Annotated in this window: 27 protein-coding genes and 1 other RNA gene; 10 read left to right on the forward strand and 18 right to left on the reverse strand. The window is 63.5% G+C overall.

The window, feature by feature from the left end:
* The first annotated feature begins 73 nt into the window (after window positions 1-73).
* The 3 genes from ACO1XS_RS01350 (at window position 74) to ACO1XS_RS01360 (ending at window position 2,524) form a co-directional block, all read left to right on the forward strand.
* Window positions 74-460 carry a thioredoxin family protein gene (locus ACO1XS_RS01350; RefSeq protein ID WP_486389866.1) on the forward strand — a complete coding sequence of 129 codons (387 nt, stop codon included), beginning with the start codon at window positions 74-76 and terminating at the stop codon, window positions 458-460.
* A gap of 27 nt (window positions 461-487) precedes the next feature.
* A complete protein-coding gene (locus tag ACO1XS_RS01355; protein WP_331571040.1) occupies window positions 488-1,216 on the forward strand; it encodes a cytochrome c biogenesis CcdA family protein in 729 nt (242 codons plus the stop codon).
* A gap of 159 nt (window positions 1,217-1,375) precedes the next feature.
* Window positions 1,376-2,524, forward strand: a complete 1,149-nt coding sequence (locus tag ACO1XS_RS01360; RefSeq protein WP_331571042.1) for an anhydro-N-acetylmuramic acid kinase — start codon at window positions 1,376-1,378, stop codon at window positions 2,522-2,524.
* Window positions 2,525-2,559: 35 nt separating this feature from the next.
* On the opposite strand, the gene erpA is transcribed toward ACO1XS_RS01360, so the two are convergent.
* The 3 genes from erpA to rplM all read right to left on the reverse strand — a co-directional run bounded on the left by erpA (window position 2,560) and on the right by rplM (window position 3,955).
* Window positions 2,560-2,925 carry an iron-sulfur cluster insertion protein ErpA gene (gene erpA / locus ACO1XS_RS01365; RefSeq protein ID WP_173255275.1) on the reverse strand — a complete coding sequence of 122 codons (366 nt, stop codon included), beginning with the start codon at window positions 2,923-2,925 and terminating at the stop codon, window positions 2,560-2,562.
* Window positions 2,926-3,122: 197 nt separating this feature from the next.
* The gene (rpsI, locus tag ACO1XS_RS01370) at window positions 3,123-3,515 is read right to left on the reverse strand and encodes a 30S ribosomal protein S9 (RefSeq protein WP_173255276.1); all 393 of its coding nucleotides are present in this window, start codon (window positions 3,513-3,515) and stop codon (window positions 3,123-3,125) included.
* An 11-nt stretch (window positions 3,516-3,526) separates the two neighbouring features.
* The gene (gene rplM / locus ACO1XS_RS01375) at window positions 3,527-3,955 is read right to left on the reverse strand and encodes a 50S ribosomal protein L13 (RefSeq protein ID WP_331571044.1); all 429 of its coding nucleotides are present in this window, start codon (window positions 3,953-3,955) and stop codon (window positions 3,527-3,529) included.
* 413 nt (window positions 3,956-4,368) lie between these two features.
* Here rplM and ACO1XS_RS01380 point away from each other — a divergent pair, with 413 nt between their 5' ends.
* From ACO1XS_RS01380 to ACO1XS_RS01390, 3 genes are all read left to right on the forward strand, one after another.
* Entirely contained in the window at window positions 4,369-4,791 is a 423-nt protein-coding gene (locus ACO1XS_RS01380) for an OsmC family protein (RefSeq protein ID WP_173255278.1), read from the forward strand.
* A 109-nt stretch (window positions 4,792-4,900) separates the two neighbouring features.
* Window positions 4,901-5,719 (forward strand): hypothetical protein, encoded by an 819-nt coding sequence (locus tag ACO1XS_RS01385; RefSeq protein WP_486389867.1) that lies wholly within the window; start codon window positions 4,901-4,903, stop codon window positions 5,717-5,719.
* On the forward strand, window positions 5,716-6,837 hold the full coding sequence (locus ACO1XS_RS01390; RefSeq protein ID WP_486389868.1) for a DSD1 family PLP-dependent enzyme: 1,122 nt from the start codon (window positions 5,716-5,718) through the stop codon (window positions 6,835-6,837). Before ACO1XS_RS01385 ends, ACO1XS_RS01390 begins: the two co-directional genes overlap by 4 nt.
* A gap of 204 nt (window positions 6,838-7,041) precedes the next feature.
* Here ACO1XS_RS01390 and ACO1XS_RS01395 read toward each other — a convergent pair whose 3' ends face one another.
* The 5 genes from ACO1XS_RS01395 to pyrC all read right to left on the reverse strand — a co-directional run bounded on the left by ACO1XS_RS01395 (window position 7,042) and on the right by pyrC (window position 10,343).
* Complete coding sequence (locus ACO1XS_RS01395; protein ID WP_173255279.1) at window positions 7,042-7,260, reverse strand: hypothetical protein; 219 nt, start codon at window positions 7,258-7,260, stop codon at window positions 7,042-7,044.
* Between the two features lie 2 nt (window positions 7,261-7,262).
* Window positions 7,263-7,748, reverse strand: coding sequence for a hypothetical protein (locus tag ACO1XS_RS01400; protein ID WP_486389869.1), 486 nt, complete (start codon window positions 7,746-7,748; stop codon window positions 7,263-7,265).
* Window positions 7,749-7,941: 193 nt separating this feature from the next.
* Window positions 7,942-8,359, reverse strand: an RNA gene (rnpB, locus tag ACO1XS_RS01405) — RNase P RNA component class A.
* Between the two features lie 13 nt (window positions 8,360-8,372).
* Window positions 8,373-9,236 carry a DUF3025 domain-containing protein gene (locus ACO1XS_RS01410; RefSeq protein ID WP_331568703.1) on the reverse strand — a complete coding sequence of 288 codons (864 nt, stop codon included), beginning with the start codon at window positions 9,234-9,236 and terminating at the stop codon, window positions 8,373-8,375.
* A gap of 42 nt (window positions 9,237-9,278) precedes the next feature.
* The gene (gene pyrC / locus ACO1XS_RS01415) at window positions 9,279-10,343 is read right to left on the reverse strand and encodes a dihydroorotase (protein WP_486389870.1); all 1,065 of its coding nucleotides are present in this window, start codon (window positions 10,341-10,343) and stop codon (window positions 9,279-9,281) included.
* Between the two features lie 223 nt (window positions 10,344-10,566).
* On the opposite strand from pyrC, the gene ACO1XS_RS01420 reads away from it, so the two are divergent.
* Entirely contained in the window at window positions 10,567-11,475 is a 909-nt protein-coding gene (locus ACO1XS_RS01420) for a class II glutamine amidotransferase (RefSeq protein WP_331568706.1), read from the forward strand.
* 47 nt (window positions 11,476-11,522) lie between these two features.
* Here ACO1XS_RS01420 and ACO1XS_RS01425 read toward each other — a convergent pair whose 3' ends face one another.
* From ACO1XS_RS01425 to ACO1XS_RS01445, 5 genes are all read right to left on the reverse strand, one after another.
* Window positions 11,523-12,248, reverse strand: a complete 726-nt coding sequence (locus tag ACO1XS_RS01425) for an amino acid ABC transporter ATP-binding protein (RefSeq protein ID WP_173255283.1) — start codon at window positions 12,246-12,248, stop codon at window positions 11,523-11,525.
* Window positions 12,245-12,922 (reverse strand): glutamate/aspartate ABC transporter permease GltK, encoded by a 678-nt coding sequence (gene gltK / locus ACO1XS_RS01430; RefSeq protein WP_331568707.1) that lies wholly within the window; start codon window positions 12,920-12,922, stop codon window positions 12,245-12,247. The genes ACO1XS_RS01425 and gltK overlap by 4 nt, the downstream gene beginning before the upstream one ends.
* Window positions 12,922-13,662, reverse strand: a complete 741-nt coding sequence (locus tag ACO1XS_RS01435) for an amino acid ABC transporter permease (RefSeq protein WP_486389871.1) — start codon at window positions 13,660-13,662, stop codon at window positions 12,922-12,924. The genes gltK and ACO1XS_RS01435 overlap by 1 nt, the downstream gene beginning before the upstream one ends.
* An 80-nt stretch (window positions 13,663-13,742) precedes the next feature.
* Entirely contained in the window at window positions 13,743-14,639 is an 897-nt protein-coding gene (locus ACO1XS_RS01440; protein ID WP_486389872.1) for a glutamate/aspartate ABC transporter substrate-binding protein, read from the reverse strand.
* A 221-nt stretch (window positions 14,640-14,860) separates the two neighbouring features.
* Window positions 14,861-16,165: a Glu/Leu/Phe/Val family dehydrogenase gene (locus tag ACO1XS_RS01445; RefSeq protein ID WP_331568710.1), complete on the reverse strand. Its 1,305-nt coding sequence runs from the start codon at window positions 16,163-16,165 to the stop codon at window positions 14,861-14,863.
* Window positions 16,166-16,404: 239 nt separating this feature from the next.
* On the opposite strand from ACO1XS_RS01445, the gene ACO1XS_RS01450 reads away from it, so the two are divergent.
* Window positions 16,405-17,901, forward strand: coding sequence for a hypothetical protein (locus ACO1XS_RS01450; protein ID WP_486389873.1), 1,497 nt, complete (start codon window positions 16,405-16,407; stop codon window positions 17,899-17,901).
* 33 nt (window positions 17,902-17,934) lie between these two features.
* On the opposite strand, the gene ACO1XS_RS01455 is transcribed toward ACO1XS_RS01450, so the two are convergent.
* The gene (locus ACO1XS_RS01455; protein WP_331568712.1) at window positions 17,935-18,909 is read right to left on the reverse strand and encodes a LysR family transcriptional regulator; all 975 of its coding nucleotides are present in this window, start codon (window positions 18,907-18,909) and stop codon (window positions 17,935-17,937) included.
* Between the two features lie 385 nt (window positions 18,910-19,294).
* Between ACO1XS_RS01455 and ACO1XS_RS01460 the strand changes: the two genes are divergently transcribed.
* Together ACO1XS_RS01460 and purB are read left to right on the forward strand one after the other, a co-directional pair.
* Complete coding sequence (locus ACO1XS_RS01460) at window positions 19,295-20,695, forward strand: MFS transporter (RefSeq protein WP_331568714.1); 1,401 nt, start codon at window positions 19,295-19,297, stop codon at window positions 20,693-20,695.
* A gap of 200 nt (window positions 20,696-20,895) precedes the next feature.
* Complete coding sequence (gene purB / locus ACO1XS_RS01465; RefSeq protein WP_331568764.1) at window positions 20,896-22,284, forward strand: adenylosuccinate lyase; 1,389 nt, start codon at window positions 20,896-20,898, stop codon at window positions 22,282-22,284.
* Between the two features lie 84 nt (window positions 22,285-22,368).
* On the opposite strand, the gene ACO1XS_RS01470 is transcribed toward purB, so the two are convergent.
* The 4 genes from ACO1XS_RS01470 to ACO1XS_RS01485 form a co-directional block, all read right to left on the reverse strand.
* Complete coding sequence (locus tag ACO1XS_RS01470; RefSeq protein ID WP_440560979.1) at window positions 22,369-22,881, reverse strand: gluconokinase; 513 nt, start codon at window positions 22,879-22,881, stop codon at window positions 22,369-22,371.
* 51 nt (window positions 22,882-22,932) lie between these two features.
* Window positions 22,933-24,312: a GntT/GntP/DsdX family permease gene (locus tag ACO1XS_RS01475; RefSeq protein WP_331568718.1), complete on the reverse strand. Its 1,380-nt coding sequence runs from the start codon at window positions 24,310-24,312 to the stop codon at window positions 22,933-22,935.
* 131 nt (window positions 24,313-24,443) lie between these two features.
* Window positions 24,444-25,079 (reverse strand): bifunctional 4-hydroxy-2-oxoglutarate aldolase/2-dehydro-3-deoxy-phosphogluconate aldolase, encoded by a 636-nt coding sequence (eda, locus tag ACO1XS_RS01480; protein WP_331568720.1) that lies wholly within the window; start codon window positions 25,077-25,079, stop codon window positions 24,444-24,446.
* 9 nt (window positions 25,080-25,088) lie between these two features.
* The coding region (locus tag ACO1XS_RS01485) for a dihydroxy-acid dehydratase domain-containing protein (protein WP_486389874.1) at window positions 25,089-26,178 on the reverse strand (1,090 nt) is incomplete at its 5' end.

The raw sequence follows: 26,178 nt of genomic DNA on the forward strand, positions 1-26,178 counted from the left end.
CGTCGACGCTGCGTACCGCCTTTCCACGGCCTCGCACCCCGGCTTCCCTTCAACACGAATACGGTACCTCCATATGAAATTTGCTCTTCGAAGCATCTTGGCCTTCACGCTGCTCGTTTCGAGCCTCTTTGCTTTCGCCGGCGAGCAAGCATTCGACCGGACGACGTTCGACACATTGCGCGCCGCCGGCAAACCCGTCGTCGTCCATGTGCATGCCCCCTGGTGCCCTGTCTGCAAGAAGCAGGCGGAGGTGATTTCCTCGCTCGAATCCGATGCGCGGTTCAAGGACGTCACTGTGATGCGCGTCGATTTCGACACCGAAAAGGACGTGCAGCGGACACTGGATGTCAAGGCACGCAGCACCCTCGTCGCGTTCAAGGGCAACACCGAGGTCGGCCGCTCCACCGGTGAAACGAATCGGGACAGGATCGCAGCGCTATTTTCAAAGACCCTTCCCTAGGTCAGGCCCCACCCGGTACGCGCCCCCATGCAATTCGGCATCGGAACCTACGGCCTCGCCTATGCGGCCGGCCTCCTCTCGACCCTCTCCCCCTGCGTGTTGCCCCTCGTCCCGCTCGTCCTCGCGAGCGCAGCGTCGGCACACCGCTGGGGTGTTGCAGCGCTCACGGCCGGCCTCGCCCTGTCGTTCGCCGTAGCCGGTACGCTTCTCGCCGCGCTAGGCACCTCGCTCGGTATCGATGAGCTGATGCTGCGCAACGCATCGGCGGTGCTACTCGTTGCAGCCGGTGTCGTTACGCTGCTGCCGGCGCTTCAGCGTCGCTTCGGATCGGCCGCTTCAGGCATTGCGGCGATCGGCCATACATACAGCGCGCAAATCGATACGCAGACCCTGCGCGGCCAATTCGTCATCGGCCTGCTGCTCGGCGCGATCTGGAGTCCCTGCGCAGGTCCGACGCTCGGCGCAGCGATCGCACTCGCGGTGCAAGGCAAGGCGCTGGGCCCGATCGCAGCGCTCATGAGCGTCTATGCGGTCGGCGCCAGCACGCCGATGGCTGTGCTCGGCTTCGCCTCGCGTGCATCGGTGGCGAAACTGCGCGAGCGCATGCGCTCGACGGGATCGTTGGGCAAGCCCGTGCTCGGCGTGATACTCGTCGCGCTCGGGCTCGTCACGTTGACTCACGCCGACCGAGCTCTGGAAACCTGGGCGACCCAATGGCTGCCTGCGGCGCTCGTCGATCTGACCACGCGGTTTTAAGGGTTCAACATTGCCGACATCGCGAATGCAGCCACTTGTTCAGCATTGTGTCAACGCCGGGTACCATTGCTCCGATAATGTCATGCACGAAGCGCTTTCACATGCCTGCCCGCGCGCATTTCCGGCTCCTGCCGGCAACGAAACGACGAGGAGTTTTCCGTGCCCCGTACCGCCCCCTCCGCTCCCGGTGACGGCATCTACTTCGGCTTGATGTCCGGCACCAGTCTGGACGGCGTCGACGGCATCGCCGTCGAATTCGCCGACGGACGGCCCCCGACCGTGCTGGCCGACGCTTTCGTCGGCTTCGCCGACGGCCTGCGCGGCGCGCTCTTCGCGCTGCAGCAGCCCGGAGACAATGAAATCGAGCGCGAGGCGCTCGCCGCATCGGCGCTCGCGACACGGTACGCGGTGTGCTGCCACGAACTGCTTCGCTCCGCCAACCTGGCACCGTCGCGCGTGCGAGCGATCGGCGTACACGGGCAAACGGTGCGCCATATGATCGAAAAAGGCTATACGCGTCAGATCAATAATCCCGCCTTGCTCGCGGAGATGACGCACATCGACGTCGTGGCGGATTTCCGAAGCCGCGATGTGGCGGCCGGCGGCCAAGGCGCGCCGCTCGTGCCGGCCTTTCACGAGCAGATCTTCCGGTCAGCAGACGAGACCCGCGTGATCTGCAATCTCGGCGGGATCAGCAATATCACGATCCTTCCCGCCGACACCGACACCTCTGTCCGGGGCTTCGACTGCGGGCCCGCGAATGTGCTGCTCGACGAGTGGGCCAGCCGCCATCTAGGCACGCCCTACGACGAAGGCGGTCGATTCGCGGCAAGCGGCACGGTTGTCGAGCCGCTCCTGAACCGGTTGCTGGACGAGCCGTTTTTTGCATTGCCGCCACCCAAGAGCACGGGCCGCGATCTGTTCAATGCGAGTTGGCTGGATGCCAAACTGGCCGGTTTTTCCGGATCGGCCCCGGCCGACGTCCAGGCCACGCTGGCCGCGTTGACGGCGACGACCGTCGTGCGGGAGGTGGAGCGGCATGCCGGCGGATGCGGCGCTATTTACGTCTGTGGAGGCGGAGCGCGCAATCCCGAACTGCTTCGAGCGTTCGAGGCGGCATTGACGAAGAGCGGTGTCAGGGGCGCATCGGTGAGAACGACCGACGAACTCGGCGTACCGCCCCACCATGTGGAAGCGCTCGCGTTCGCCTGGTTGGCGAAGCGGTGTATCGAGCGGGCGCCGGGAAATCTGCCCGCGGTGACGGGCGCCGCGGGCGAGCGCGTGCTGGGGGCGCTCTACCCGGCGTGAGCGGTTGCTGAACGACCGGAACGGGGGAGACTACGTTACGCCGAGAACGACGAGCCGCAGCCGCACGTGGTCGTGGCGTTCGGGTTCTTGATGACGAATTGCGCGCCGTTGATATCGTCCTTGTAGTCGATTTCGGCGCCGACAAGATATTGATAACTCATCGAATCGATCAGCAGTTGAACGCCCGCCTTGTTCATGACGGTGTCGTCTTCGTTGATCGTTTCGTCGAACGTGAAGCCGTATTGGAAGCCCGAGCATCCGCCGCCTTGCACGAAAACGCGCAATTTGAGGTCCGGATTGCCCTCTTCGTCGATCAATTGCTTCACTTTTTCAGCCGCCGCGTCCGTGAAGACGAAGGGGCCGGGCATTTCGGTCACGGGGGTTTCAGTGACGGCGGTCATTCGAACTCTCCAAAAAAGCTGCTAAGCGCCATTGTAGGGCTGTTCGGAATATCGTGCTGTAAGTCCATGAATTCAATGGGTGCTTGCCTTACACGTTCCGTATGACGCCCCGGAAATGAACAAAGCCGCCGGTGCGGACAGCAGCGGCGGCTTTTTTTGCGGACCGCGCCAGCATTGCGGCGCGGTACCGGCGCGTATTAACGCTTCGAGAACTGCTTGCGGCGGCGTGCCTTGTGGAAGCCGACCTTCTTACGCTCGACTTCACGTGCATCGCGCGTCACGAAGCCGGCGCTCGACAGCGCGGGCTTCAGCGTCGCATCGTAGTCCATCAGCGCACGCGTGATGCCGTGACGGACCGCACCCGCTTGACCCGTCTCGCCGCCACCCGACACGTTGACCTTGATGTCGAACGTCGTGCCGTGGTTCGTGAGCTCGAGCGGCTGACGAACGATCATCAGCGACGTTTCGCGCGAGAAGTAATCAGCGATGGGCTTGCCGTTGACGACGATATCGCCCTTGCCTGCCTTGATGAAGACACGAGCGACGGCGCTCTTGCGGCGGCCCGTACCATAGTTCCAATTACCGATCATGTGGGCTCCCCTTAGATCTCGAGCGCTTGCGGCTGCTGAGCCGTATGCGGATGCGTCGCTTCGGCGTAGACCTTCAGCTTCTTGATCATTGCATAGCCAAGCGGGCCCTTCGGCAGCATACCCTTGACCGCTTTCTCGAGCGCGCGGCCCGGGAAACGCTCCTGCATCTTGCCGAACGTCGTTTCGTAGATACCGCCCGGGTAGCCCGAGTGGCGGTAGTACTTCTTGTCGGTGGTTTTGTTGCCCGTCACCTTCAGCTTGCCAGCGTTGATGACGATGATGAAATCACCAGTGTCGACGTGCGGGGTGAACTCAGGCTTGTGCTTGCCGCGAAGACGGCGTGCCACTTCGCTGGCGACACGGCCGAGAACCTTATCCGTCGCGTCAATCACGTACCATTCGCGCTTTACCTCTTCGGCTTTCGCGGAAAATGTCTTCATGATCGATCCAAAATTGTGACCTGCCCTTACTTTTCATTCCTGCTTGGATAGTTGCGTATCGAGACGCGGCGCAGGCTCTCCCTGTTCTTCTCCCGCGGGCATGGATGCGGAAAAGCCCTGAATTATAAAGGAATTCAAGGCGACACGTCAAAAAAAAGCCCGAACACTTGGCTCGGGCTTAATCCACCTAAGGAGGAGGGTGGAGGAGACATGCGGAGATTGCCGAACAACCAGGGCAACCAATGAGGCGTATTGTACAGAGGATCGCCCCATCGCGCAAGAAAATTTGCATGGCGAAATCGCATCTCACGATACGATATATCGATATCGCGCGCCGTGGGATTCCGCGAGGAGCGGCAGCGTTCGGGCGAGGCTACAATGCGCTCTTCTTTTGACTGCGCGGGAGCCTGAACATGGAATGCAAGGTGAGCTGGATGGGGCCTGACGGCATGGCGTTCGCCGCCGAGACCGGCAGTGGGCATCTGGCCATGATGGACGGCGCCCCCGAAGGCGGCGGCCGCAATCTCGCTCCGCGGCCGATGGAAATGGTTCTGCTAGGCACGGGCGGCTGCACGGCCTATGACGTCGTCATGATCCTGAAAAAGAGCCGTCAGGAGATCGCCGGGTGCTCGGTGACGCTGAAGGCGGAGCGTGCGAGCGTCGATCCGAAGGTCTTCACGAGCATTCACTTCCACTTCACGGTGACGGGGAAGAATCTGAACCCGGCCACGGTCGAGCGCGCCATCAACCTTTCGCACGACAAGTATTGCTCGGCATCGATCATGCTCGCCAAGACGGCCGAATTGACGCACTCCTTCGAGATTGTGGAGCAGTAAGGACGATCGCGTCATTTCGCCTTATTTAGCGGCGCGCGAATGCACTGAGCTCGGCCGGCAGGCAAGCTTCGATCCTTCGGAGTCGGTTTTCAGGCCAAGGGGGATATCAATGAGCTTCACTCTCGTCGCACCCGAGCAGTTCACCGCGCGCCAACAGCAGTATCTCGAGAAGTTCCGGCAATCCATCGATCTCGTCTCTTCGCAGGCGGGAGCAATCGTCGGCGCAAAAGACGTCGATTCGCGGCATCTCATCGCGACAGATTCTTATGCGCGCATCGTCGGCCTGTCCAAGGGAGGGGATGTGACCGGGCGCTTCGACCGCGAGATGCCTTGCGAGGGCACCGCCCAGTTCGCGGACTGCTATGTCCGCGAGGACCGCGACCTGCTATCGCATCGCGATCCCGGACGGATGACTTCCGTGATCAACATTCACGAGTACAGCGACGGCCTCAAAGGGCTGGTGTTCAACAAATTCGCGCTCAAGCACCGCCCGACGAAGTCGATTCTCGGCACCATCTACAGCGCGTACGAGTTCGATATCTCCCGCTTCTTGGCGATGTTGCCGAACTATACGTTCGAGTTCGGCGCAGGATGCAGCATCGCACGGGCTGACGACGCCCCGATCGAAATCGAGACACAGCTCACGGAGTTCGAGTACGAGATTGCGTTCTTGCTCACCATGAGATGGAGCCTGGGACAAATCCGCGACTTCCTGAGCGAGTATCGGCGCGGCACGGAAGCGGGCGTCATCGCCAGCGTCCGGACGATCGGCGACAAGCTCGGCGGCGGCTTACGGGGTGCATCGGCGTTGCGCGATAGGCTCGTCGAGCTTGGCGTGCATCGAAAAATGCCCAAGGCACTCTTTGATCATGTGACGGCCGCGCAGCCGCTGCGAGCCGGTTCATCACTTCGTGAGGACCTTCCTTGAACCCCAACATCGATCTGATCGGCGTGCCGGGCGGCCGGCACCTACTCGACACGCCCGCCCTGCTCGTCGATCTGGCCGCCCTCGAACGCAACATCGCCCGTATGGCGGAACTCGCTGCAAGCTCCGGTATTGCGCTGCGGCCGCACGCGAAAAGCCACAAGTCGGTCGAAATCGCGCGCTTGCAGATCGAAGCGGGAGCGATCGGGGTGTCATGCGCCACGCTCGGCGAAGCCGAAGTCATGGTCGAGGCAGGCATTCCCGGCGTCCTCGTGACTTCGCCCGTCGTCGGCAAGAACAAGATGCGCCGGCTCATTCGCAGCGCGCGTACCGCCGGGCCCGGGCAGTTGATGGTAGTCGCCGACCATCCCGACAACGTCGACGCACTTGCCGCAGCCGCGGTGGACCTCGGCCATCGGCTGCCGGTGCTCGTCGATTATCACGCCGGATATCACCGCACCGGCGTGGCCGATGCCGCGGCCGCCGTCGCACTCGCCCGACACATCGCGAAGAGCGATACGTTGTGCCTGGGTGGCCTGCAAGCCTATGGCGGAAACATTCAACACCTGGCAGACCGCCGTCAACGGCAACGAGCCGCGGCGGAACTGAGCCGTACGGTCGCGAACATCGTGGAGGAAATCGAATGCGCGGGCCTCGCGGTCGAGATCGTCACAGGCGTCGGCACGGGCACGCAGGAATTCGATTCGACCGCCCAGGTATTCACCGAGATGCAGCCCGGGTCGTATCTGTTCATGGATTCGGACTACCTGAAAGCATTGAGCGACCCGTTGCGCCCAGCCCCCTTCGAGACGTCTTTATTCGTGCAAAGTACGGTCGTCAGCGTCAACGCAACGGACTGGGTAACGGTCGACGCCGGCATCAAAAGCTTCGCGACGGATAGCGGCAAGCCCACCGTGGCACGTGGCATCGAAGGGCCGTCGACCTATGAATTCTTCGGGGACGAGCACGGCAAGCTGGTCGTCGACGCCGCCCATCGTCCGGCGCTCGGCGAACGCGTCGAATTCATCACTTCGCACTGCGATCCGACCGTCAATCTGTACCGCCACTATCATGTCGTCGATAGCGACGCGCTCGTCGCAATATGGCCGATCGACGCGTAGCCCCCCCTTAAGCCCCGCCCCGAAATACGACAGTCCGAAGGTGTTGGGCATGCCCGGTCCTCACCACAGCGGTCCACCAACCCATCGAATTCAGACCGAACTCCCCGGGAGACATCATAGACTGTGCTGCTCATCGAGCTACGATCGCGATGCGTGCGTGCCCCAAGGGTCACGGAGCCCCCAGCCCCCAGTCAAGGACAAGTGTCACCGTTCCGCGCGGCGTGCGCCGTCAGTCAGGCGCCTGACTTCTCGGCGTAGTCGCCGGTTTTCCGTGAACAACGCGACGAACACGATGACGCCCAAAATCAACGAACTCCACTCCCCCGCGGCGTGCCCAAAGGCCCATGCCAGCGACGCTAGAATCAACGACACAAGGAGTAGCAACGTGCGGTCTTTCCACCACTCAGCCGAACCGAACTTCATAGTTACCTCGCTGTGGCTGAAACGCGCGAATCGCAGACGAGCGCCGCATGCGCATAGGCAAGGCGGCCGGGCGCGCTTTGATTGAAAATTTCGGGATGGCACTGTATATGGTGATACAACTGCGGCGAAACACGTATCCCGGTATCCCCCTGAAAGCGTAGCACCGCGCGCCCGTTGTTCGCCGGAGAGGGCCCGCAACTCGTGTATTTGCCCATGGCGACCATTGCGCTGCCGATGGCGGCACCCGTGTAGTAAGAGGCATAAATTGCCCCGCCGACCAACAGCTTTTCGGGCAACGTCGTGGCGCCCACCAGTTCCGCAAGCGTCGCCCCCTTACCAAGCTTATCGACGGCTGCCACTAGCGCGCCGAGTTTGGTGAGTATCGTCACCTGAGTGCCGTACCAACTCGTCGGCACATCCAGGCCCAGCGCTTCCATATTCGTCTTGTAGGCGAGGAAAAACCCGGCCGCACCACATTGCATTGGCATAGGAAGTCTCTCAGGAAATGTTGTTATTGGTAAGCCCGCACGGGACTTGCCGCATTTTACACGCGGGCTTTTCATCCGCGGCATCAGAGGAGGTCCAAGTGACCGTCGGGACTTACATCCGCAGGAAGGTGCTCACTCTGGCGTAAAAGAAAAAGGCGGCACCCTGACAACGGGTGCCGCCCTTCGCGTCGATCGGCAAAGCAGGCCGGTAAGCCGGATTCTGTGCACGCGCGACGCGCCTTGCGGCGCGTCACACGCGTGGCAGTCATTCCTCTAGGCGCGCCATTGCTGACGCGCTCGAGCTTCCTACCCGCAGGCGAGACGGGGGCCCCGCTTGCATCCGAGGATGCGTGCCTGCCTATTTGGAATTGCTCCGGGTGGAGGTTACCGTGCCGGACTGCGTCGCCGCAGCCGCGGTGCGCTCTTACCGCACCGTTTCACCCTTACCTGATCCCGGCTTTCGCCGGGCCATCGGCGGTTTGCTTTCTGTTGCCCTGTTCCGCGTGTCGCCACGGATGGCCGTTAGCCATCACCCTGCCCTATGGAGTCCGGACTTTCCTCGCCCGTCGACGGCTTACGCCGGAAACGGCCGCGACTGCCTGGCCTGCTTTGCAACCGGAAAGTTTAGCACGCGCGGGACTGCCGATCCGCGCGACGCCCGCGGCGAAATACGCGCTCATCGTCGTAAAACGCCGGCTCCGCATTGGCCGGCCACCACCCCGGCACACCGAGGACCGGTAGCGGAGCGAACATGCGGCTGGAAAGCGGCGCCTCCAAGAGCGCATCGGCAACCGTCGCGTCGAGCCACTCGGTCTGCCGCGCCGCAGTCCACGAAAAATAGGCCTCGGGAGCGTCGACGATCCAGGCGTGAGCCGTACACCCCTTGTAGGGCGCAATCAGTTTTTCCTGCAGCGCATGGCCAAACAGGCGCACCGCGCATCGCTGGCCCCATGCCGTACGATCGGTCACGAACAGCCGCCGCCAATCGAATCCGGTGAGCGCACCCCGAAGCTCGGCGTCGGCCACGACGAACAGCGCGGCGTTCTCGTCGAAAAGCGTCAGTGCGTCGCGTTCCGCCCCGCGCCTCGCATTCACGCCGTCGCGCGCAATGATCCGCGCCTGTCGCGCGTTGAGCGTGGCCTTCACGCGCGGATAGATGAACCACATCAGTGCATTGAAGAAGTCGTGCAGATTCTCCCGCGTCGGTACGCGGCCGGTCGCGGCGATATGCGCTTCGTACGCATTCCCCGGCGGCAAATCCGCCTGAGCGATGAACGTGAGCGCCTCGCCCCGTCCCGTTCGATGGCCGGCTGCGGCGGCGTCCTGCTGTAGCGCCGCGAGATAGGCCTCCGGGCGCTCGATCGCCACGCGCTGCCAACGCGCGCCGCGTTCGGCGCAGGGCGCAAGCCAGGGCGCCGCCCAATCGATGCGCTCGAAACCCGCGAACGCGGGTGCGCTCGGCGCGACGCCCTTCGCAAGCAGGCTCATCCCGGGATCATCCGCGAGTCGTCATTCGAGCGCCGGCCCACCTCAGGCAAGCCGCCAGCCGATTTCCTCGCCGCCGCGCAACGGCACGACGGAAGCGTCGCCCGCATCGAATTCGGCCGGCAACGCCCACCGCTCGCGCGTGAGCGTTACCTTTGCCGTGTTGCGCGGCAGACCGTAGAAATCTGCGCCGAAAAAGCTTGCGAACCCCTCGAGCTTATCGAGCGCGTCCGCCTGCTCGAACGCCTCGGCGTAGAGCTCGAGCGCGTGCAACGCGGTGTAGCAGCCGGCGCAGCCGCAAGCATGTTCCTTCGCCCCCTTCGCATGGGGGGCGCTGTCGGTCCCGAGAAAAAACCGCGGATTGCCCGACGTCGCCGCAGCCACGAGGGCACGACGGTGGGTTTCGCGCTTGAGCACAGGCAGGCAGTAATAATGCGGCCGGATGCCACCTTGAAAAATGGCGTTGCGGTTGTAAAGCAGGTGGTGAGCCGTGATCGTAGCGCCAAGCTGGCCGTCGGCCGCACCGTCGTCGCGCACGTAATCGGCGGCATCCTGGGTCGTGATGTGTTCGAACACCACTTTGAGCGCGGGAAAATCGCGCCGCAGCGGGATCATGACGCGATCGATGAACACCTTTTCCCGATCGAACAGGTCGATCGACGGATCGGTCACCTCGCCGTGCACGAGCAGCGGCATGCCGAGTTCCTGCATCGCTTCGAGCGTTTTTGCGCACTTGCCCAGATCGGTCACGCCGGCGTCCGAATTGGTCGTCGCGCCTGCGGGATAAAGCTTCACGCCGTGCACGAAACCGCTTTCCCTGGCCCGCCGGATTTCGTCTGCTGGCGTGTTGTCGGTCAGATACAGCGTCATCAGCGGCTCGAAGGCGGCGCCTTCGGGCAGCGCACCCAGGATGCGCTCGCGATAACCGCGCGCGGCCTCGGTCGTCGTCACCGGGGGCTTCAGGTTCGGCATGACGATGGCCCGGCCGAACTGGCGCGCGGTATGCGGCAGCACCGCGGCAAGCATCGCGCCGTCACGCAGATGCAGATGCCAGTCGTCGGGGCGGGCAAAGGTCAACGAGTCGGGCAAGGAATTCGAAGAGACAGTCATGGCAGCGGCAGAACGGAAAACAGGAGAAAAGCGGCGCCCCTCGAGGGGCGGCCAAGAGCACCAACGGCATATTGACGCCCGCACGAACGTGGGAAAACCGCAACGCCGGGCCGCGCCAGGCCACTGATTTAGCTTTTTTCGGTCAGCGGCTCGGTATATGCTTCAAACAATATATTGTAGCGGGTCCGTCAAACGGCTCGCCCGTACCGCACGCCCTCGTACCATGTGCCAACTTCTCGGAATGAACTGCGCCGCGCCGACGGACGTCACGTTCTCCTTCACCGGCTTCGCGGCGCGTGGCGGCGTCACCGACCACCATGCCGACGGCTGGGGCATCGCGTTTTTCGAGGACAAGGCCTGCCGGCTTTTCATCGATCATCAATCGTCGGCCACTTCGCCGATCGCGGAGATGGTCAAGCGATATCCGATCAAATCGAAAAACACGATCGCCCATATCCGCAAAGCCACGCAAGGGCACATCCTGCTCGAAAACTGTCACCCTTTCATGCGTGAACTCTGGGGGCGGCATTGGATATTCGCGCACAACGGCGATCTTGCGGGCTATCGGCCGACGCTGACAGGTGTCTATCAGCCGGTAGGTACGACCGATAGCGAACTCGCCTTTTGCGCGATCATGCAGGGCCTGCGTCAGGCATTTCCATGCGCGCAGCCACCGTTGCACGATCTGTTCGCGGCGCTCACCGCGCTCACCCGCGAAGTCACGAATTACGGCGTGTTCAATTTCCTGATGTCGAACGGGCAGGCGCTGTTCGCTCACTGCTCGACGCACCTGCATTACCTCGTGCGCCGGTGGCCGTTCTCGACGGCGCATCTCATCGACGCCGATATGTCGATCGACTTCGCGCAATACACGACGCCGGAAGACCGCGTCGCGGTGATCGCGACTCAGCCGCTGACGGACAACGAGATTTGGACGGCGTTCGAGCCGGGCGACCTGCTGATGTTCCAGGATGGCGATGTAGCCGCGCGGGCCCATATCCCCGTGCCGCCGTCAGTGCTCGAAAAAGCACGCAACCCCGCGTGCGATCCCACTGCTTCGAGTACGCGCATCGCTGCCGCGGGCGGCGATCTGGCCGCCGAAGCGGACGACATCGCCGCGTACGAGTCGTAACGGCTGCCGCCGTTGCCGCGGTAGATCGCCGCGGCAACGGCTAGCGGTCAATGCAGAATCTTCGCGAGAAAGTCTTTCGCGCGATCCGATTTCGGATTCGCGAAGAAATCCTCCTTGCGATCGTCCTCGACTATCGCGCCCCGATCCATGAAGATCACGCGGTGCGCGACTTTCTTCGCAAATCCCATTTCGTGCGTCACGCACATCATGGTCATGCCTTCGCGCGCGAGCTCGACCATCACGTCGAGCACCTCGTTGATCATTTCGGGGTCAAGCGCCGAAGTCGGCTCGTCGAACAGCATGGCGACGGGATCCATCGACAACGCTCGCGCGATCGCCACACGCTGCTGCTGACCGCCCGAGAGCTGGCCAGGATACTTGTCGGCGTGTGCCTGCAGGCCGACGCGATCGAGCAGCTTCAGGCCCTTCACCCTGGCCTCGTCCTTCGAGCGGCCGAGCACCTTCATTTGCGCAAGCGTCAGATTCTCGGTGATCGACAGATGCGGGAAGAGCTCGAAGTGCTGAAACACCATGCCGACCTTGGCGCGGAGCTTCGAGAGGTTCGTGCCCTTGTCGTTCAGCGACTGCCCGTTGACGACGATATCGCCTTGCTGAAACGGCTCGAGGCCATTGACCGTCTTGATGAGCGTCGATTTTCCCGAGCCCGACGGCCCGCACACGACGACAACCTCGCCTTTTTTCACTTCGGTCGTGCAATCGGTGAGCACCTGGAATTGCCCGTACCACTTCGAAACGTTCTTGATCGAAATCATCTTGCGACCTTTTTACGGAGTACTTTGACCAGGCTCGACGCCAGCGTACAAATTACGAAATAAACCGCGCCCGCGAACAGTACCATCTCGACCATCGTGCCGTCGCGATCGCCGATGTTGGTAGCCGTGCGGAAAAAGTCCGCGAGGCTGATCACATACACGAGCGACGTGTCCTGAAAGAGCACGATCGCCTGCGTGAGCAGCAGCGGCACCATCGCGCGAAACGCCTGCGGCAGGATGATGTAGCGCATCGACTGCCCGTAAGTCATGCCGAGCGCGAACGATGCGTTGACCTGCCCGCGCGAGACCGACTGAATCCCGGCACGGATGATTTCCGAGTAGTAGGCGGCCTCGAACAGGGAGAACGCCACCATGGCCGAGGCGAGCCGAATGTCGATGTTGGCCGACAGCCCGAGCACGCTTTGGAGGAACTGCGGCACGATCAGGAAGAACCACAGCAGCACCATGACGAGCGGAATCGAACGGAATACCGTCACGTAGCCCTTCGCGAACCAGCCGAGCGGGGCGACGCCCGACAGGCGCATCAGCGCGAGCACGGTGCCCCACACGATGCCGACGACAATCGCAAGAACCGTGATCTCGAGCGTGACGATGGCCCCGCTCCACAGCGTCGGCAACGCCCCCGCTATGCTGCTCCAATCGAATTGATGCATCACTTGCCTCCGATATAGCCGGGCAGGCGGCTCTTATGTTCGATGAAGCGCATGATGCCCATGACGACCAGGTTGATGACGACATAAGCGAGCGTGACCGCGATGAACGACTCGTAGGTCTGTGCCGTATAGTCGACGAGTTGCCGGGCTTGCGCCGAGAGATCGAGCAGGCCGATCGTCGAGGCCACGGCCGAGTTCTTGAAGACATTCAGGAACTCGGAGGTCAACGGCGGCACGATGATCCGGTAGGCCACCGGCAACAGCACGTAACGGTACGTCTGCCATTGCGTGAGCCCGAGCGCGAGACCCGCGGCACGCTGCCCGCGCGGCAACGCCTCGATGCCGGATCGAACCTGCTCGCACACGCGCGCGGAGGTGAACAAGCCGAGACAGATGATGGACGACGAAAAGAATTGCGCGCTGGGCGGCAACTGTTTGAACCACGTGCCGATCGAAACGGGCAACAACTCGGGAACGACGAGATACCAGATAAAAAACTGGACGATGAGCGGGACGTTACGGAAGACCGCGACATAGCCGGTCGCGAATCCCGATAGCGAACGGTTAGGCACCGTGCGCAACACACCGACGATCGAACCGACGATGAGGGCGATCACCCAGGCGGACAGCGACACGGTCACCGTCACGCGCATGCCGGAAAGCAGCCACCCGAGATAGGTCGTCGGCTCGCCGGTCGACACGGGCTGAAGCAAAACGCCCCAGTTCCAGTGATAGGACATGATGAGACTCCAACGAAAAGAACGGAAGGAGCGAGGCCCCTTCCGTTCGATTCAACTTCCAACCGATGCGGATGTGCCGATCAATCGATCGCTTTGTCGTTCGGGTTCTTGAACAGCGCCTTCATGTCCTCGCTTTCCGGGAAGTTCAGATTGAGCCCCTTCGGCGGAATCGGCGATTCGAACCACTTCTTGTAGCTCTTGTCCGCCTCGCCCGATGTTTCGAACCTGGCGATCGCATCGTCGACGACCTTCTTGAATGCCGGATCGTCCTTGCGCATCATGCAGCCATACGCTTCACGCGACTGCGGCGTGCCGACGATCACCCACTCGCCCGGATTGTGCGCTTTGGCGCGCTCGCCCGCGAGCAGCGCATCGTCCATCATGAACGCGACGGCACGGCCCGATTCCAGCGTATGGAACGAATCGCCATGATCCTTCGCGCTGATGATGTTCATACCCATGTTCTTGTCCTGATTCATCTTGCGCAGCAGACGCTCGGACGTCGTACCAGCCGTCGTCACGACGGTTTTGCCCTTCAGATCGTCGAAATCCTTGATGCCCGAATCCTTTTTCGTCATGAGCCGCGTGCCGATCACGAAGAACGTATCCGAGAAAGCGGCTTGCTGCTGACGCTCCTTGTTGTTCGTCGTCGAGCCGCATTCGATATCGACGGTGCCGTTCTGCACGAGCGGAATACGGTTTTGCGAGGTGACCGGGATATTCTTCACCTGCAGGTTCGGCATGTTGAGCTTCTTTTTGACCGCATCGACGACCGCCATCTGAACGTCGCGCGCGTAGCCTACGACGTCTTGCTTCTCGTCGTAGTAGGAAAACGGAATCGACGATTCGCGGTGGCCGAGCGCGATGACGCCCGTGTCCTTGATTTTTTTCAGCGTGCCCGAGTCTTGCGCGAACGCGCTGCCTGCGACGAGGGTGCATACGGCGGCAAACAATACAGCTGTCTTCTTGATCTTCATTGTGGCGATCTCCTTTGGCCAGAACCGGCGCCAGTGTATCAAGTTACCTTTTTGAAAGCATCGGATTTGCGCAAATGCCTTTTCGCACGGCGAGTCTCGTGCCCGCTTGGACGAGGAAACGGGCGACACCGATCGATGTCGCCCGCGTCGAGGTGCCGGCAGCGCCGCCTCGTGCGCGGCATGCCGGACAACAGGGGAAAAGCTTCCCGGGATAACCGGTATCAGGGGTAAAGCCCGCGCATTTCACGCGCCATCAGGATGCGCTTGCACGCCACGATGAACGCCGCGGTGCGCATCGAAACCTTGTTTTCGCTCGCCACCTGCCAGACGGCGTTGAACGCTTCGCGCATGACGCGCTCGAGGCGCTGGTTGATCTCGTCTTCGGTCCAGAAAAAGCTCGAGAAATCCTGCACCCATTCGAAGTACGACACGGTCACGCCGCCCGCGTTGGCCACGACGTCGGGGATGACCAGCACGCCCTTGTCGTGGAGGATGTCGTCCGCCGCGGTCGTCGTCGGACCGTTCGCACCTTCGACGACGATCTTCGTCTTGATCCTGGCCGCGTTTTTCTCGGTGATCTGGTTTTCGAGCGCGGCAGGGATCAGGATGTCGGTCTCGATCGTCCAGAATTCGTCGCTGCTGACCGGGTCCGCACCCGTGAAGCCGCCGACGCCGCCGGTTTTCGCAACATGCTCGAGCAGCGCGACGGTATCGATACCGCTCGCCCGATGCAGCGCGCCAGTGTGATCCTGCACCGAAATCACCTTGGCGCCGGCTTCCTGGAACAGGCGCGCCGCGATGCCGCCCACGTTGCCGAAGCCCTGCACGGCCACGCGCGCGCCTTCGATGCTCAAGCCCACCCGGCGCGCGGCTTCCGTACCCACCACGAACACGCCGCGCCCGGTCGCTTCGCGGCGGCCCAGAGAGCCGCCCAGCGTGATCGGTTTGCCCGTCACGACGCCCGTGGCCGTTTGGCCCTGGTTCATCGAGTACGTGTCCATCATCCACGCCATGATCTGCTCGTTCGTATTGACGTCCGGCGCGGGGATGTCCGTATTCGGCCCGATGATGATGCCGATCTCGCTCGTGTAGCGACGCGTGACCCGCTCGAGTTCGCCGCGCGAAAGCTTGCGCGGATCGACGCGGATGCCGCCTTTCGCGCCGCCGTAGGGAACGTTCACGGCTGCGTTCTTCACCGACATCCAGGCGGAGAGCGCCATGACTTCCGAGAGCGTCACATCCTGGTGATAGCGCACGCCGCCCTTGCCCGGGCCGCGCGAGACATTGTGTTGAACGCGATAGCCTTCGAAATGCGCGACGGTGCCGTTGTCGAGCTCGATCGGCACATCGACGATCAAGATGCGCTTGGGGCGCTTGAGGGTTTCGATCCAGCGGGAAAGCGAGCCGAGATACGGCGCGACGCGGTCGACCTGACGCAGGTAATTGCCCCAGGGACCCAGATCGTCAGCATGCAGATACGAAGGGATGGATTGCGTAAGTGCGTCTGACGGCAGTGGCGATGACATGAAGACTCCAACGGTCACGGAATGAGCGCCATTGTCGGAAAACCGCTTTTTGAAATCCAATGCCGTATGGTCATTGCGTTATGTGTTTTTTGCATAACGTGGCGATGGCCGTTGTCAATCTCCGGTCTGAACATGAAGGCCACACGCTGCGGCGCAGAGGTCGCTTCTTCGCACAGCGCGAATTGCCGCGAAGGTGGCAATGTTACAAGTGACGGCAGTCAACGCTGTCTGGAGAAATCATGACGAACTCGGTGGGCGGCCCGATCGACCCTCGATCCGATCCACGCCTCAACGCGCCGCAAGCGCCTCAGCAGCCCCCGCAGCACGGCCCCGGCGTGGCGCCACCTCCGCCGGCGCAGCCTCCTGCCAATCAACCGCTGATCGATGCGCTGCGCGACAGGACACAGCGAGGGGTGGACGCCGTGTTCGGCAAGCTTGGCGCGCAGCAAGGCAGCAATGTACCTCCCAGGCCGCCCTTGCCGCCTCAGGCTCCGTACTATGGTGGGCCGCCCGCTGGGGCACCGCAAGCCCCCGTCTACGGCGCACCTCCCGTCCCGCCGGGCGCCCCCCCTCAAGCCCCCTACTACGGTGCCCCACCGGCGCCGCAGCGCCCGCGACCTCCAGTTGGACAGGGCAGGCTTGCGCAGTTGCTGCAGTCGCCGCAAAGCCTCGTGGAAAAAGGCGGCAACGTTCGTGCGGTTGCGCAGACCAAGGGTGTTTCCGATCCGATGACGATCTCGTGGCTCGAAGCGATTTCCGTCCAGGGGCCGGCCGGCCGAAGGGCGTTCGAAACGGGCAACTTCATGGCTGCCGCGCAAGAGTTCGGCATTTTCGAAACCAACAATGTCGTGGCGTTGAAGTGGTGTGCCGTCCAAGGCTGCATCGCTCGCGGGGAGAAGGTGGCCAGCGCCGCCCAACGTTACGGGATCACCGATGATGCGTCGCTCACAGCGCTGCAGCAATACGCGCTGGAGAGCCTTGCCCGCCGCGATGTCATCCAGTCGCCCCAGGCCCATTACGAAGCCGTTGCCGAGCGCTATGGCCTCAGCGACGCAAACCGAGAGATGCTGCGGGGCTATGCTGCGATGGCAGCCGTCGAACGTCATCACCCGCTGCATCAGGCACAGATGCTCGATCAAGTGGCAAGACAATACGGCTTCGATGTCCCTGAACTGAAGTGGGAGCTGGCGAAGGTTGCCGCGCTGCAAAGGGGTGAGCCCGTAGGCGAGCTCGCCAATCGGCTGGTTCTGGACCGCGGTCAGCAGTTCGAATTGGAGAGGCGGGTAATCCAAGCCAGCGCGGGTCCGGCAGTAGCGCGCGGTGAAAATGTGCTCGTAGTGGCCAGCCGGCACGGCATTACAGTCACCGTTACATCCTTGCTCGAAGATGCCGCCATTGAAGGCGCGGCCGGCCATGCCTTACGGGGCGCGGGCGCGTTAGCCGGAGACGTTCAGGCAATCGCGAACCACTATGGAATCTCGCCTGCGAGGGCCTCGCTCGTCGCGGCGAGAGCAGCGGTAGCCCACGGATACAACGTGAACGTCATGGCACAGCGATACGGGATTACAGACCCCTACGCCGTCCAGGAGCTCGGGCAGATTTGCACCGACGGCCCGGCGGCAATGGCAGTCCGGCAACCCAATGCGACAGTAGAAGGTGTCGCCCAGTACTTCGGACTCACGAATCCCGATCATGTCGAGCGACTGACTGAAATCAAAGCCTCGTTGAACGGCTGAGCGAGCCGCACGGCAACCGCTACGGGCAGTCGATCAGTCGATGCGGGGCGCCTCGACCGGACCGCCTCGCAGCTCGTTCGCCACCACCTCCCAAAGTTGGCGCACGAGCGCATGGCGCGGATCTTCGCCGGCAACGGCAAGCTTGTCACGGTAAAGGCGGATCTCCATCGTCAGGGTGAAACGATCCGCCGCCACGCCGCGCGCCGGGCGATCGAGCCGCACCAGCGCGCCCGCCGCCACGGCGTCCTCCACTGCGCTATGCGGCAGGAACGCGACGCCGTGTCCGGCGATGGCCATGGCCTTCAGCGCTTCGGCCATGTCCGTCTCATAGATGCGGTCCAGATAAAGCCGCTCCGGTGCCTTGGCGACAATCACCTCTGTCATCCGCCCCAGATACGCGTTCTGCGTATAGGACAGGTAAGGCACCGGCGTCTCGGGTGTGCCCGGCAACTGGTACCGGGGACGGCCCGCGCGCACCGGCGCCGAGAACGGACTGATCGGTTCGAAGCCGAGCGTCAGCATGTCGTACCGGCCCGGATCGAGCGCGACAGGATGGCTCGGATGGTGATAGCCCATGACGAGATCGCACCCGCCTTCGACGAGCGACAGCACAGCATCATGCACGTTCAGCGCCCGCAGCCGCGTATGCACCGGCCCCATGCGGGCCTCGATACGCTGCAGCCAATGCGGGAAATAGGTGAGCGACAGCGTGTGCGGCACGGCGAATTCGATCGTCGCCGCCGGAGCGCCTATATGCCCGCGCAGCACGATTCTCGCTTCGTGCATCTGCGAAAGCATTGCGAGCGCCTGCTCGTAGAACACCTCACCGGCCTGCGTGAGTCGCGTCGGATAAACCGAGCGGTCGATGAGCTCAGTGCCGAGCCACGCCTCGAGCGCCTGGATGCGCCGCGAAAACGCCGGCTGCGTCACATGCCGCAGCTCGGCCGAGCGGCTGAAGCTGCGCGTCTCCGCCAACGAGACGAAATCCTCGAGCCATTTCAGTTCCATACGAGCATCGGGCAAACACCGCCGCGGCGGCAACGCCTCGCATTGTACTGTCGCCGGTATCCGCTCCGTCGCGCCCCCGCCGAGGGCAGCTGCCGGTTTATGTAGAAGATTGGCGCGGCGCACCATCGGGGCGCGCACCACGCACGGGTGCAGTGCCGATTGCGCACGGCAGGTGCGCATGGCCGGGCCGCGCACCAATGCAGCCGGGGTGCGCCCGCTGCGCCTGGGGCCGGCCGTGCGTTCCCACCGAGCCAACCCTCACGCGCCTCGCGCGGCCGTGCCTCCGGTGAGGCAGCGACATGGCACGGCCCTTGCGTAATCACGCCGTCGCGCTGCACTGCAAAATAACAAGGCGCATCTTTCTCCGATCACCCGCGAGGCTGTCATGAAGAATCTGCAACACGCGCTACAGAGCGGCAACTGGCGATCGCTGCTTGCCTGTTTCCTGTATTTCGATACCGGCTTTACCGTATGGGTCCTTTACGGCCCGCTCGCCCCGTTCATCGGCAAGGACATAGCGATGACGGCCGCGCAGCAAGGCTTTCTCGTCGCCGTCCCGGTACTGGCCGCCGCGATTTTGCGCGTGACGCTCGGCAACCTCTATCAATCGACCAATGGACGGCGCATTGCGCTCGTCGGCGTGCTGCTGTCCGCGCTACCGACGATCGTGCTGCCGCTTTGGCCCGCAGCGCCCAGCTACACACTCCTGCTCGTACTCGGCGTGTTTCTCGGCATGGGCGGGGCGAGCTTCGCCGTCGCGCTTCCGATGGCCGGCAGCAGCTATCCCCCGAAAGTCCAGGGCCTCGTGCTCGGCCTGGCCGCCGCCGGCAACATCGGCGCGGTGCTCGACGGGTTCCTGTTCCCGCGCGTCGCGGCTGTGCTCGGCTGGCAAATGGCCACCGCGGCGGCGCTGCCGCTGCTTGCGATCGCGGGCCTCGCGGTCTTCGCATGGGCGGAAGACCGCGGCGAAAAGACCGGCAGTACGCTGCGCGCAACGGGCAGCTTCATCGCCACGCTCGCCGGCCTCATCGTGCTCGTGCTCGCGGTGAAAGCAGGTGTGTTCGGCACGGGCAAGACCGGCCTGCTGCTCCTGCCGGTGCTCGGCGCGATCGGCGCGATCGCGCTGTTGCCGGCGCGCTACCGGAGCGTGCTGGCGGAACGCGACACGTGGGTCATCATGCTGGTCTACAGCATCACGTTCGGCGGCTTCGTCGGCATGTCGTCGTATGTGACGCTGCTGCTCACGAACCTTTATCAAATGCCCAAACTCGAAGCCGGCCTGTTCATGTCGCTGCTTGCGTTTCTCGGCGCGATGGTACGCCCGCTCGGCGGGTACCTGGCCGATCGCGTGACCGGCGTGCGCGCCCTCGTCGTCCTGCTCGCCGTCATCTCCGCCGCCGATCTGCTGTTCGCGGCATGGATGCCGCCGTTGAGCGGCGGCATCGCGATCCTCGTGTGCCTGTATCTCGCCTTCGGACTCGGCAACGGCTCGACGTTCCAGCTCGTGCCGCATCGCTGGAAGGGCAAGACAGGCCTCTTGTCGGGTGTCGTGGGCGCCGCGGGCGGCATCGGCGGTTTCTATCTGCCGGTTGTCATGGGCATCGCCAAGGAAAGCACCGGCAGCTACCAGATGGGCTTCGCCACCTTCGGCGCGCTCGCCGCCTGCGCCTGCCTGGCCGTCCTCGCGCTGCGCGCGCAATGGCTCGTCTGGGCGGCGCCGGGCGCGCCGGTCGCGGCCCCCGCGGCGACGGCCAGCATCGGTCGTACGGCCACAGCCGGCGACTGAGTCAGGTTCGCGCACTACGCGCGCGTCATTCTTTGCAAGGCATGCGGCAACGCATGCCTTTTTCTTTGGCGACGCGGCAACCGGTAGCCGGAGACACAAGCGGCGGGTCCCGCTCGGCGGCGACGTCCCCGCTCGATGGTAAAATGCGCGATTCCCTTGCCGCTTACGAACGGGCGCTTGCTGCGCTCCGTCGCCCCATCATGTCCGATACCCGCGCCGATACCCTTTTTGCCCTCACCGCACTCTCACCGCTCGACGGCCGCTACGCCGCCAAGACCGAAGCCCTGCGCGATTGGCTGTCCGAAGCCGCTTTCATGCGCCACCGCGTCACCGTCGAAGTGCATTGGCTCATCGCGCTCTCGCACGCGGGCTTCGCCGAAGTGCCGCGCTTTTCGGGCGAATCGGAGCGGTTCCTGCTGCAGCTCGTCGAACGCTTTTCGGCCCACGATGCGGCGCGGATCAAAGAGATCGAGCGCGTGACGAACCACGATGTGAAGGCGGTCGAGTACTGGCTCAAGGAATCGGTCAAAGGCCAGTCCGAGCTCGAGCGCGCAAGCGAATTCATTCATTTCGCCTGCACGTCGGAGGACATCAACAATACCTCCCACGGGCTCATGCTCGCCGGCGCACGCGAGCACGTGATCCTGCCCGCGCTGCGTTCGGTCGAAAGCCGGCTCGTCGCGCTGGCACGCGCGCATGCCGAGCAACCGATGCTCTCGCGCACGCACGGCCAGCCCGCGAGCCCGACGACGCTCGGCAAGGAAATCGCCAACGTGGCGGCGCGGCTGGCCCGCGCGATCGAGCGGATCGCCGAGGTGCGGATTCTCGGCAAGATGAATGGCGCGGTGGGCAATTACAACGCGCATTTGTCGGCGTATCCCGAGTTCGACTGGGAAGCGTTCTCGCGCGAGGTGGTCGAAAAGCGGTTGAAGCTGACGTTCAATCCCTACACCATCCAGATCGAACCGCACGATTACATGGCGGAACTCTTCGACGCCGTCGCGCGCGCCAATACGATCCTGCTCGACCTCGATCGCGATGTCTGGGGCTATATCTCGCTCGGCTACTTCAAGCAGAAAACGAAAGCCGGTGAAATCGGCTCGTCGACGATGCCGCACAAGGTCAATCCGATCGACTTCGAAAACTCCGAAGGCAACCTCGGATTCGCCAATGCGACGCTGCGCCACCTCGCCGACAAGCTGCCCGTGTCGCGCTGGCAACGCGATTTGACCGATTCGACGGTGCTGCGCAACATGGGCGTCGCGCTCGGCTATTCGCTGCTCGCCTATGACGCGCTGATTCGCGGTCTCGATAAACTCGAAGTGAATCCGCAGCGCCTGAACGAGGATCTCGACAACTGCTGGGAAGTGCTCGCCGAGCCCGTGCAAACGGTGATGCGCCGGTACGGCATCGAAAACCCGTACGAGCAATTGAAGGAGTTGACACGCGGCAAGGGCATCACGCGCGAGGCGTTGCAGCAGTTCATCGCTCAACTCGCGATTCCCGACGATGCGAAGGCACGCCTCGCGGCAATGACCCCGGCATCGTACACGGGCAAGGCCGTGGAACTGGCGAAACGGATCGCCTGACCAGGATTCTCCCGTTGCCCGCGTTGCCGCTCCAGGCCCCGACCGCGTGGCGCTCGCGGCGACGCCTCCCGTAGCGGCCCTGGTTTAAGACGCGCCGATCGTCTTCAACCGCGCGAGCACCTCGTCGACGATCGCCTCGGGTGCCGGTTCGATGCTGACCGTGATCGCCTCATCCTCGCCCGGCTCTTCGAGCGTATCGAGCTGGCTCTGCAACAGCGCCGGATCGAAGAAATGCCCGGAACGCGCGCCGAGCCGCTCGTGCAGCACGGCGAACGACCCCTTCAGATAGACGAAATGCACGCGGCCGTCCGGCGGTACGCCGCCGCGCAGCACGTCGCGGTACTCGCGCTTGAGCGAAGAGCAGCCGAACACGGCCGTCTCACCCGCGTTCTCTTCCTCGAGGATCGCCTCGCGTATCGAAGCCAGCCACGGCCAACGGTCGTCGTCGGTCAACGGAATGCCGTGCGCCATCTTGTCCTTGTTCGCCGCGCTGTGAAACGTATCGCCGTCGATGAAACCACAGCCGAGCCGCTCGGCCAGCAGCTCGCCGATGAGCGTCTTGCCAGCGCCCGATACTCCCATCACGATCAAAATCATTGCGCCTCCCGCTGCGGCACCCGTGGGCCCCAAAGGGGGCCGGCAAGTGCGTCAAAGAACCGCGCTCAACGCGAAGGTGAGCGCCAGGCCGAGCAGCGAGATGATCGTCTCGCACAAAGACCAGGTCTTGAAGGTCTGCCCGACCGTCATGCCGAAATACTCTTTGATCAGCCAGAAGCCTCCATCGTTCACATGCGAGAAAATGAGCGAGCCCGAGCCCGTCGCCAGCACGAGCAGTTCGGGACGCACGTGCATCACACCGGCAGCGGCCACCGGTGCGACGATGCCGCATGCGGTCGTCATCGCCACGGTGGCCGAGCCCGTTGCGAGCCGGATCAGTGCCGCGGCGAACCAGCCGAACAACAGCGGCGAGAGATGCGCCTGCGTGGCGAGCGCGACGATCTGCTGCGAAATGCCGCTATCGCGCAAGACGCCGCCAAAACCGCCGCCCGCACCGACGATCAACGTAATGCCGGCGATCGGTGCGAGACAATCGCCGCAAAATTTTTGGATCTGCGCGCGCGTAAAACCGCGCAGCGCGCCGAACGTCCAGAAGCTGACGAGCACCGCGATGAGCAGCGCCACGTCCGCGTTGCCGACGAAGCGCAGCAAGTCGTTCGGCAGTGTCTTCGGCGCGAAGGCGAGATCGGCCCAACTCCCTACCAGCATCAGCAAGACCGGCAGCAAAATCGTGAAAAGTGTAATTCCGAAGCTCGGTAAAGCGCGCCGCGTCGCACCCGTGCCGGCCGCCCCAACCTCGTCGGATTCGACGAATTGGGCGGCGAGCGGATTCGTATCGGGCAGTTTGACGTGGCGATAAATGAGTAGCGCAAAAATCGGACCGGCCACGAGCGCGGTCGGCACGCCGACGATGAGCCCATAGGCCACGGTCTTGCCGATGTCCGCGCCGTACGCCTGCACCGCCAGCAGTGCCGCCGGGTGCGGCGGGATGAGTCCGTGCACGACGGATAACCCCGCCACCATCGGCAAGCCGATCAGCAGCAGCGATTTACCGGTCCGCCGCGCGACGTTGAATGCTATTGGAATCAGCAGCACGAAGCCGACTTCGAAGAAGACCGGCAAACCGACGATGATGGCGACGAACAGCATCGCCCAGTGGATGTGCTTTTCGCCGAACCAGCGAATGAGCGTGGTGGCGATCTGCTCGGCCCCGCCGGACTCCGCCATCATCTTGCCGAGCATCGTGCCCAAACCCACGACGATCGCGATGTGGCCGAGCGTGCCGCCGTTGCCCGCCTCGAACGATTTGACGATCTTGTCCATCGGCATGCCCGCCGCCATGCCAAGAGCAAGCGAGACGAGGATCAGAACGATGAACGGGTAGAGCTTGAAGCGGGTGATCAGAATGATGAGAACTGCAATCGCGATCACCGCGTAAAGGAGCAACAGGCCGCCGTGGACCGATCCCATGAAACCCTCCTTGGCTTGTCATGCAATGAAGGTAAGTGACCGGGCGCGATGCGCCGCGCCGTCGCTGCATTGTAGGCGGACAGACGGCGCGGCGATAGAACGGCTCAGAAAGCGCGGCTTCCCGCGCTGCGTCAATGCTGATGCGCGGCCAGCTCCGAGGCGCCGCGCGCGAGGCGCGTGACTTCGTCCCAGTTGCCGGCGGCCAGCGCCGCCTTCGGCGTCAACCAGGAACCGCCGACGCAGACGACGTTCGGCAACGCGAGGAAATTCGGCGCCGTCTCGGCGGTGATGCCGCCGGTCGGGCAGAACTTGAGCGCCGGGAACGGACCATGGAACGCTTGCAGCATCGCCACGCCACCCGCTTGCTGTGCGGGGAAGAACTTCACGATCTCATAGCCGAGTTCGAGCGCGAGCAGGATGTCGGTGGGCGTCATGACACCGGGCAGGAGCGGCAACCCGGCATCCTGAGCAGCCTTATGCATGTCCTTCGTAAGCCCCGGGGACACGCCGAATTGCGCCCCCGCTTTCTTGGCCAGCGCGCACTGCCCGGGCTCGGTAATGGTACCGACGCCGACGACGATATCGGGCGCAAGCTGGCTCGCCCGCTCGATCGCCTGCAGCCCGGCCGGCGTACGCAACGTGATTTCGAGCACTTTGACGCCGCCCGCATGGAGCGCGCGCGACACGTGCTCGCCCTGCTCGGCGGACTCGAACGCCAGCACCGGAATGACCGGGCCGAGCCGGACGATGTCTTCGATCTTTTTCATCTGCACTCCTTATCGCTCGATGGCATGAATGTGTCGTTCGGCCTGCTCTCCGACGAGGGAGCCGAACACGGAGGCGCCCATTTCCGCCGGCAACGCGGCCGCGCGAAAGACGCCGAATAATTCGCGGCCGAAGCCGACTTCGTTTTCGGCCTGATGCTTCGGTGCATCGACGGCGCGCGCGGCCCATTCCGCCTCGTCGACTTCGACATCGAGCACGCCACGCTCGGCATCGATCGTGACGATGTCGCCGGTGCGAACCTTGCCGAGCGGCCCAGCCAGCAGCGCTTCGGGCGAGACGTGGATGACGGCGGGCACCTTGCCCGATGCGCCCGACATCCGGCCGTCGGTCACCAATGCGACGTGAAAGCCTTGATCCTGCAGTACGCCGAGCAATGGCGTGAGGCGATGAAGCTCCGGCATGCCGTTCGCCCGCGCGCCTTGGAAACGGACGACAGCGACGAAGTCGCGCTTGAGCTCACCATTGTCGAACGCTTCTTGCACCGCCTCCTGCGATTCGAAGACGATCGCCGGTGCGCGCACGCTCCGATGCTCGCTCGCCACGGCGGAAATCTTGATGACGCCACGGCCCAGTTTGCCTTGCATGAGGCGCAGCCCGCCGTCGGGCTGGAACGGCTCGCCGATCGGCCGCAGTACGCTGGCATCGCCGGTGGTCTCGGCACCGGGTACCCAGGCGAGTTCGCCATCGACGAGACGCGGCTCCTGCGTGTAATGCGCGAGCCCCTTGCCCGCGACGGTGTGCACATCGTCGTGCAGCAAGCCGCCCTCGAGCAGATTGCGAACGAGGAATGCCATGCCGCCTGCCGCATGATAGTGATTCACGTCGGCCTTGCCGTTCGGATAGATCTTCGCGAGCAGCGGCACCGCTTGCGACAGGGTGTCGAAGTCGTCCCAGTCGATCACAATGCCCGCCGCGCGCGCGATGGCGACGAGGTGCAGTGTATGGTTCGTCGAGCCGCCCGTGGCGAGCAGTGCCACGATGCCGTTGACGATCGCCTTCTCGTCGATCACGTGGCCGATCGGCGTGTAATTGCCGCGCTCCACGGTGAGATCGAGCACGCGGCGTGCGGCGGCAGCCGTC

The sequence above is a fragment of the Trinickia sp. genome (assembly GCF_057351765.1).

What these genes read in the sequence shown, in the direction of transcription:
- ACO1XS_RS01350 (WP_486389866.1), top strand. Translation starts at nt 74, where the DNA reads ATGAAATTTGCTCTTCGAAGCATCTTGGCCTTCACGCTGCTCGTTTCG.
- ACO1XS_RS01355 (WP_331571040.1), top strand. Translation starts at nt 488, where the DNA reads ATGCAATTCGGCATCGGAACCTACGGCCTCGCCTATGCGGCCGGCCTC.
- erpA (WP_173255275.1), bottom strand. Translation starts at nt 2,925, where the DNA reads ATGACCGCCGTCACTGAAACCCCCGTGACCGAAATGCCCGGCCCCTTC.
- rpsI (WP_173255276.1), bottom strand. Translation starts at nt 3,515, where the DNA reads ATGATCGGTAATTGGAACTATGGTACGGGCCGCCGCAAGAGCGCCGTC.
- rplM (WP_331571044.1), bottom strand. Translation starts at nt 3,955, where the DNA reads ATGAAGACATTTTCCGCGAAAGCCGAAGAGGTAAAGCGCGAATGGTAC.
- ACO1XS_RS01380 (WP_173255278.1), top strand. Translation starts at nt 4,369, where the DNA reads ATGGAATGCAAGGTGAGCTGGATGGGGCCTGACGGCATGGCGTTCGCC.
- ACO1XS_RS01385 (WP_486389867.1), top strand. Translation starts at nt 4,901, where the DNA reads ATGAGCTTCACTCTCGTCGCACCCGAGCAGTTCACCGCGCGCCAACAG.
- ACO1XS_RS01395 (WP_173255279.1), bottom strand. Translation starts at nt 7,260, where the DNA reads ATGAAGTTCGGTTCGGCTGAGTGGTGGAAAGACCGCACGTTGCTACTC.
- ACO1XS_RS01400 (WP_486389869.1), bottom strand. Translation starts at nt 7,748, where the DNA reads ATGCCAATGCAATGTGGTGCGGCCGGGTTTTTCCTCGCCTACAAGACG.
- ACO1XS_RS01410 (WP_331568703.1), bottom strand. Translation starts at nt 9,236, where the DNA reads ATGAGCCTGCTTGCGAAGGGCGTCGCGCCGAGCGCACCCGCGTTCGCG.
- pyrC (WP_486389870.1), bottom strand. Translation starts at nt 10,343, where the DNA reads ATGACTGTCTCTTCGAATTCCTTGCCCGACTCGTTGACCTTTGCCCGC.
- ACO1XS_RS01420 (WP_331568706.1), top strand. Translation starts at nt 10,567, where the DNA reads ATGTGCCAACTTCTCGGAATGAACTGCGCCGCGCCGACGGACGTCACG.
- ACO1XS_RS01425 (WP_173255283.1), bottom strand. Translation starts at nt 12,248, where the DNA reads ATGATTTCGATCAAGAACGTTTCGAAGTGGTACGGGCAATTCCAGGTG.
- gltK (WP_331568707.1), bottom strand. Translation starts at nt 12,922, where the DNA reads ATGCATCAATTCGATTGGAGCAGCATAGCGGGGGCGTTGCCGACGCTG.
- ACO1XS_RS01435 (WP_486389871.1), bottom strand. Translation starts at nt 13,662, where the DNA reads ATGTCCTATCACTGGAACTGGGGCGTTTTGCTTCAGCCCGTGTCGACC.
- ACO1XS_RS01440 (WP_486389872.1), bottom strand. Translation starts at nt 14,639, where the DNA reads ATGAAGATCAAGAAGACAGCTGTATTGTTTGCCGCCGTATGCACCCTC.
- ACO1XS_RS01445 (WP_331568710.1), bottom strand. Translation starts at nt 16,165, where the DNA reads ATGTCATCGCCACTGCCGTCAGACGCACTTACGCAATCCATCCCTTCG.
- ACO1XS_RS01450 (WP_486389873.1), top strand. Translation starts at nt 16,405, where the DNA reads ATGACGAACTCGGTGGGCGGCCCGATCGACCCTCGATCCGATCCACGC.
- ACO1XS_RS01455 (WP_331568712.1), bottom strand. Translation starts at nt 18,909, where the DNA reads ATGGAACTGAAATGGCTCGAGGATTTCGTCTCGTTGGCGGAGACGCGC.
- ACO1XS_RS01460 (WP_331568714.1), top strand. Translation starts at nt 19,295, where the DNA reads ATGAAGAATCTGCAACACGCGCTACAGAGCGGCAACTGGCGATCGCTG.
- purB (WP_331568764.1), top strand. Translation starts at nt 20,896, where the DNA reads ATGTCCGATACCCGCGCCGATACCCTTTTTGCCCTCACCGCACTCTCA.
- ACO1XS_RS01470 (WP_440560979.1), bottom strand. Translation starts at nt 22,881, where the DNA reads ATGATTTTGATCGTGATGGGAGTATCGGGCGCTGGCAAGACGCTCATC.
- ACO1XS_RS01475 (WP_331568718.1), bottom strand. Translation starts at nt 24,312, where the DNA reads ATGGGATCGGTCCACGGCGGCCTGTTGCTCCTTTACGCGGTGATCGCG.
- eda (WP_331568720.1), bottom strand. Translation starts at nt 25,079, where the DNA reads ATGAAAAAGATCGAAGACATCGTCCGGCTCGGCCCGGTCATTCCGGTG.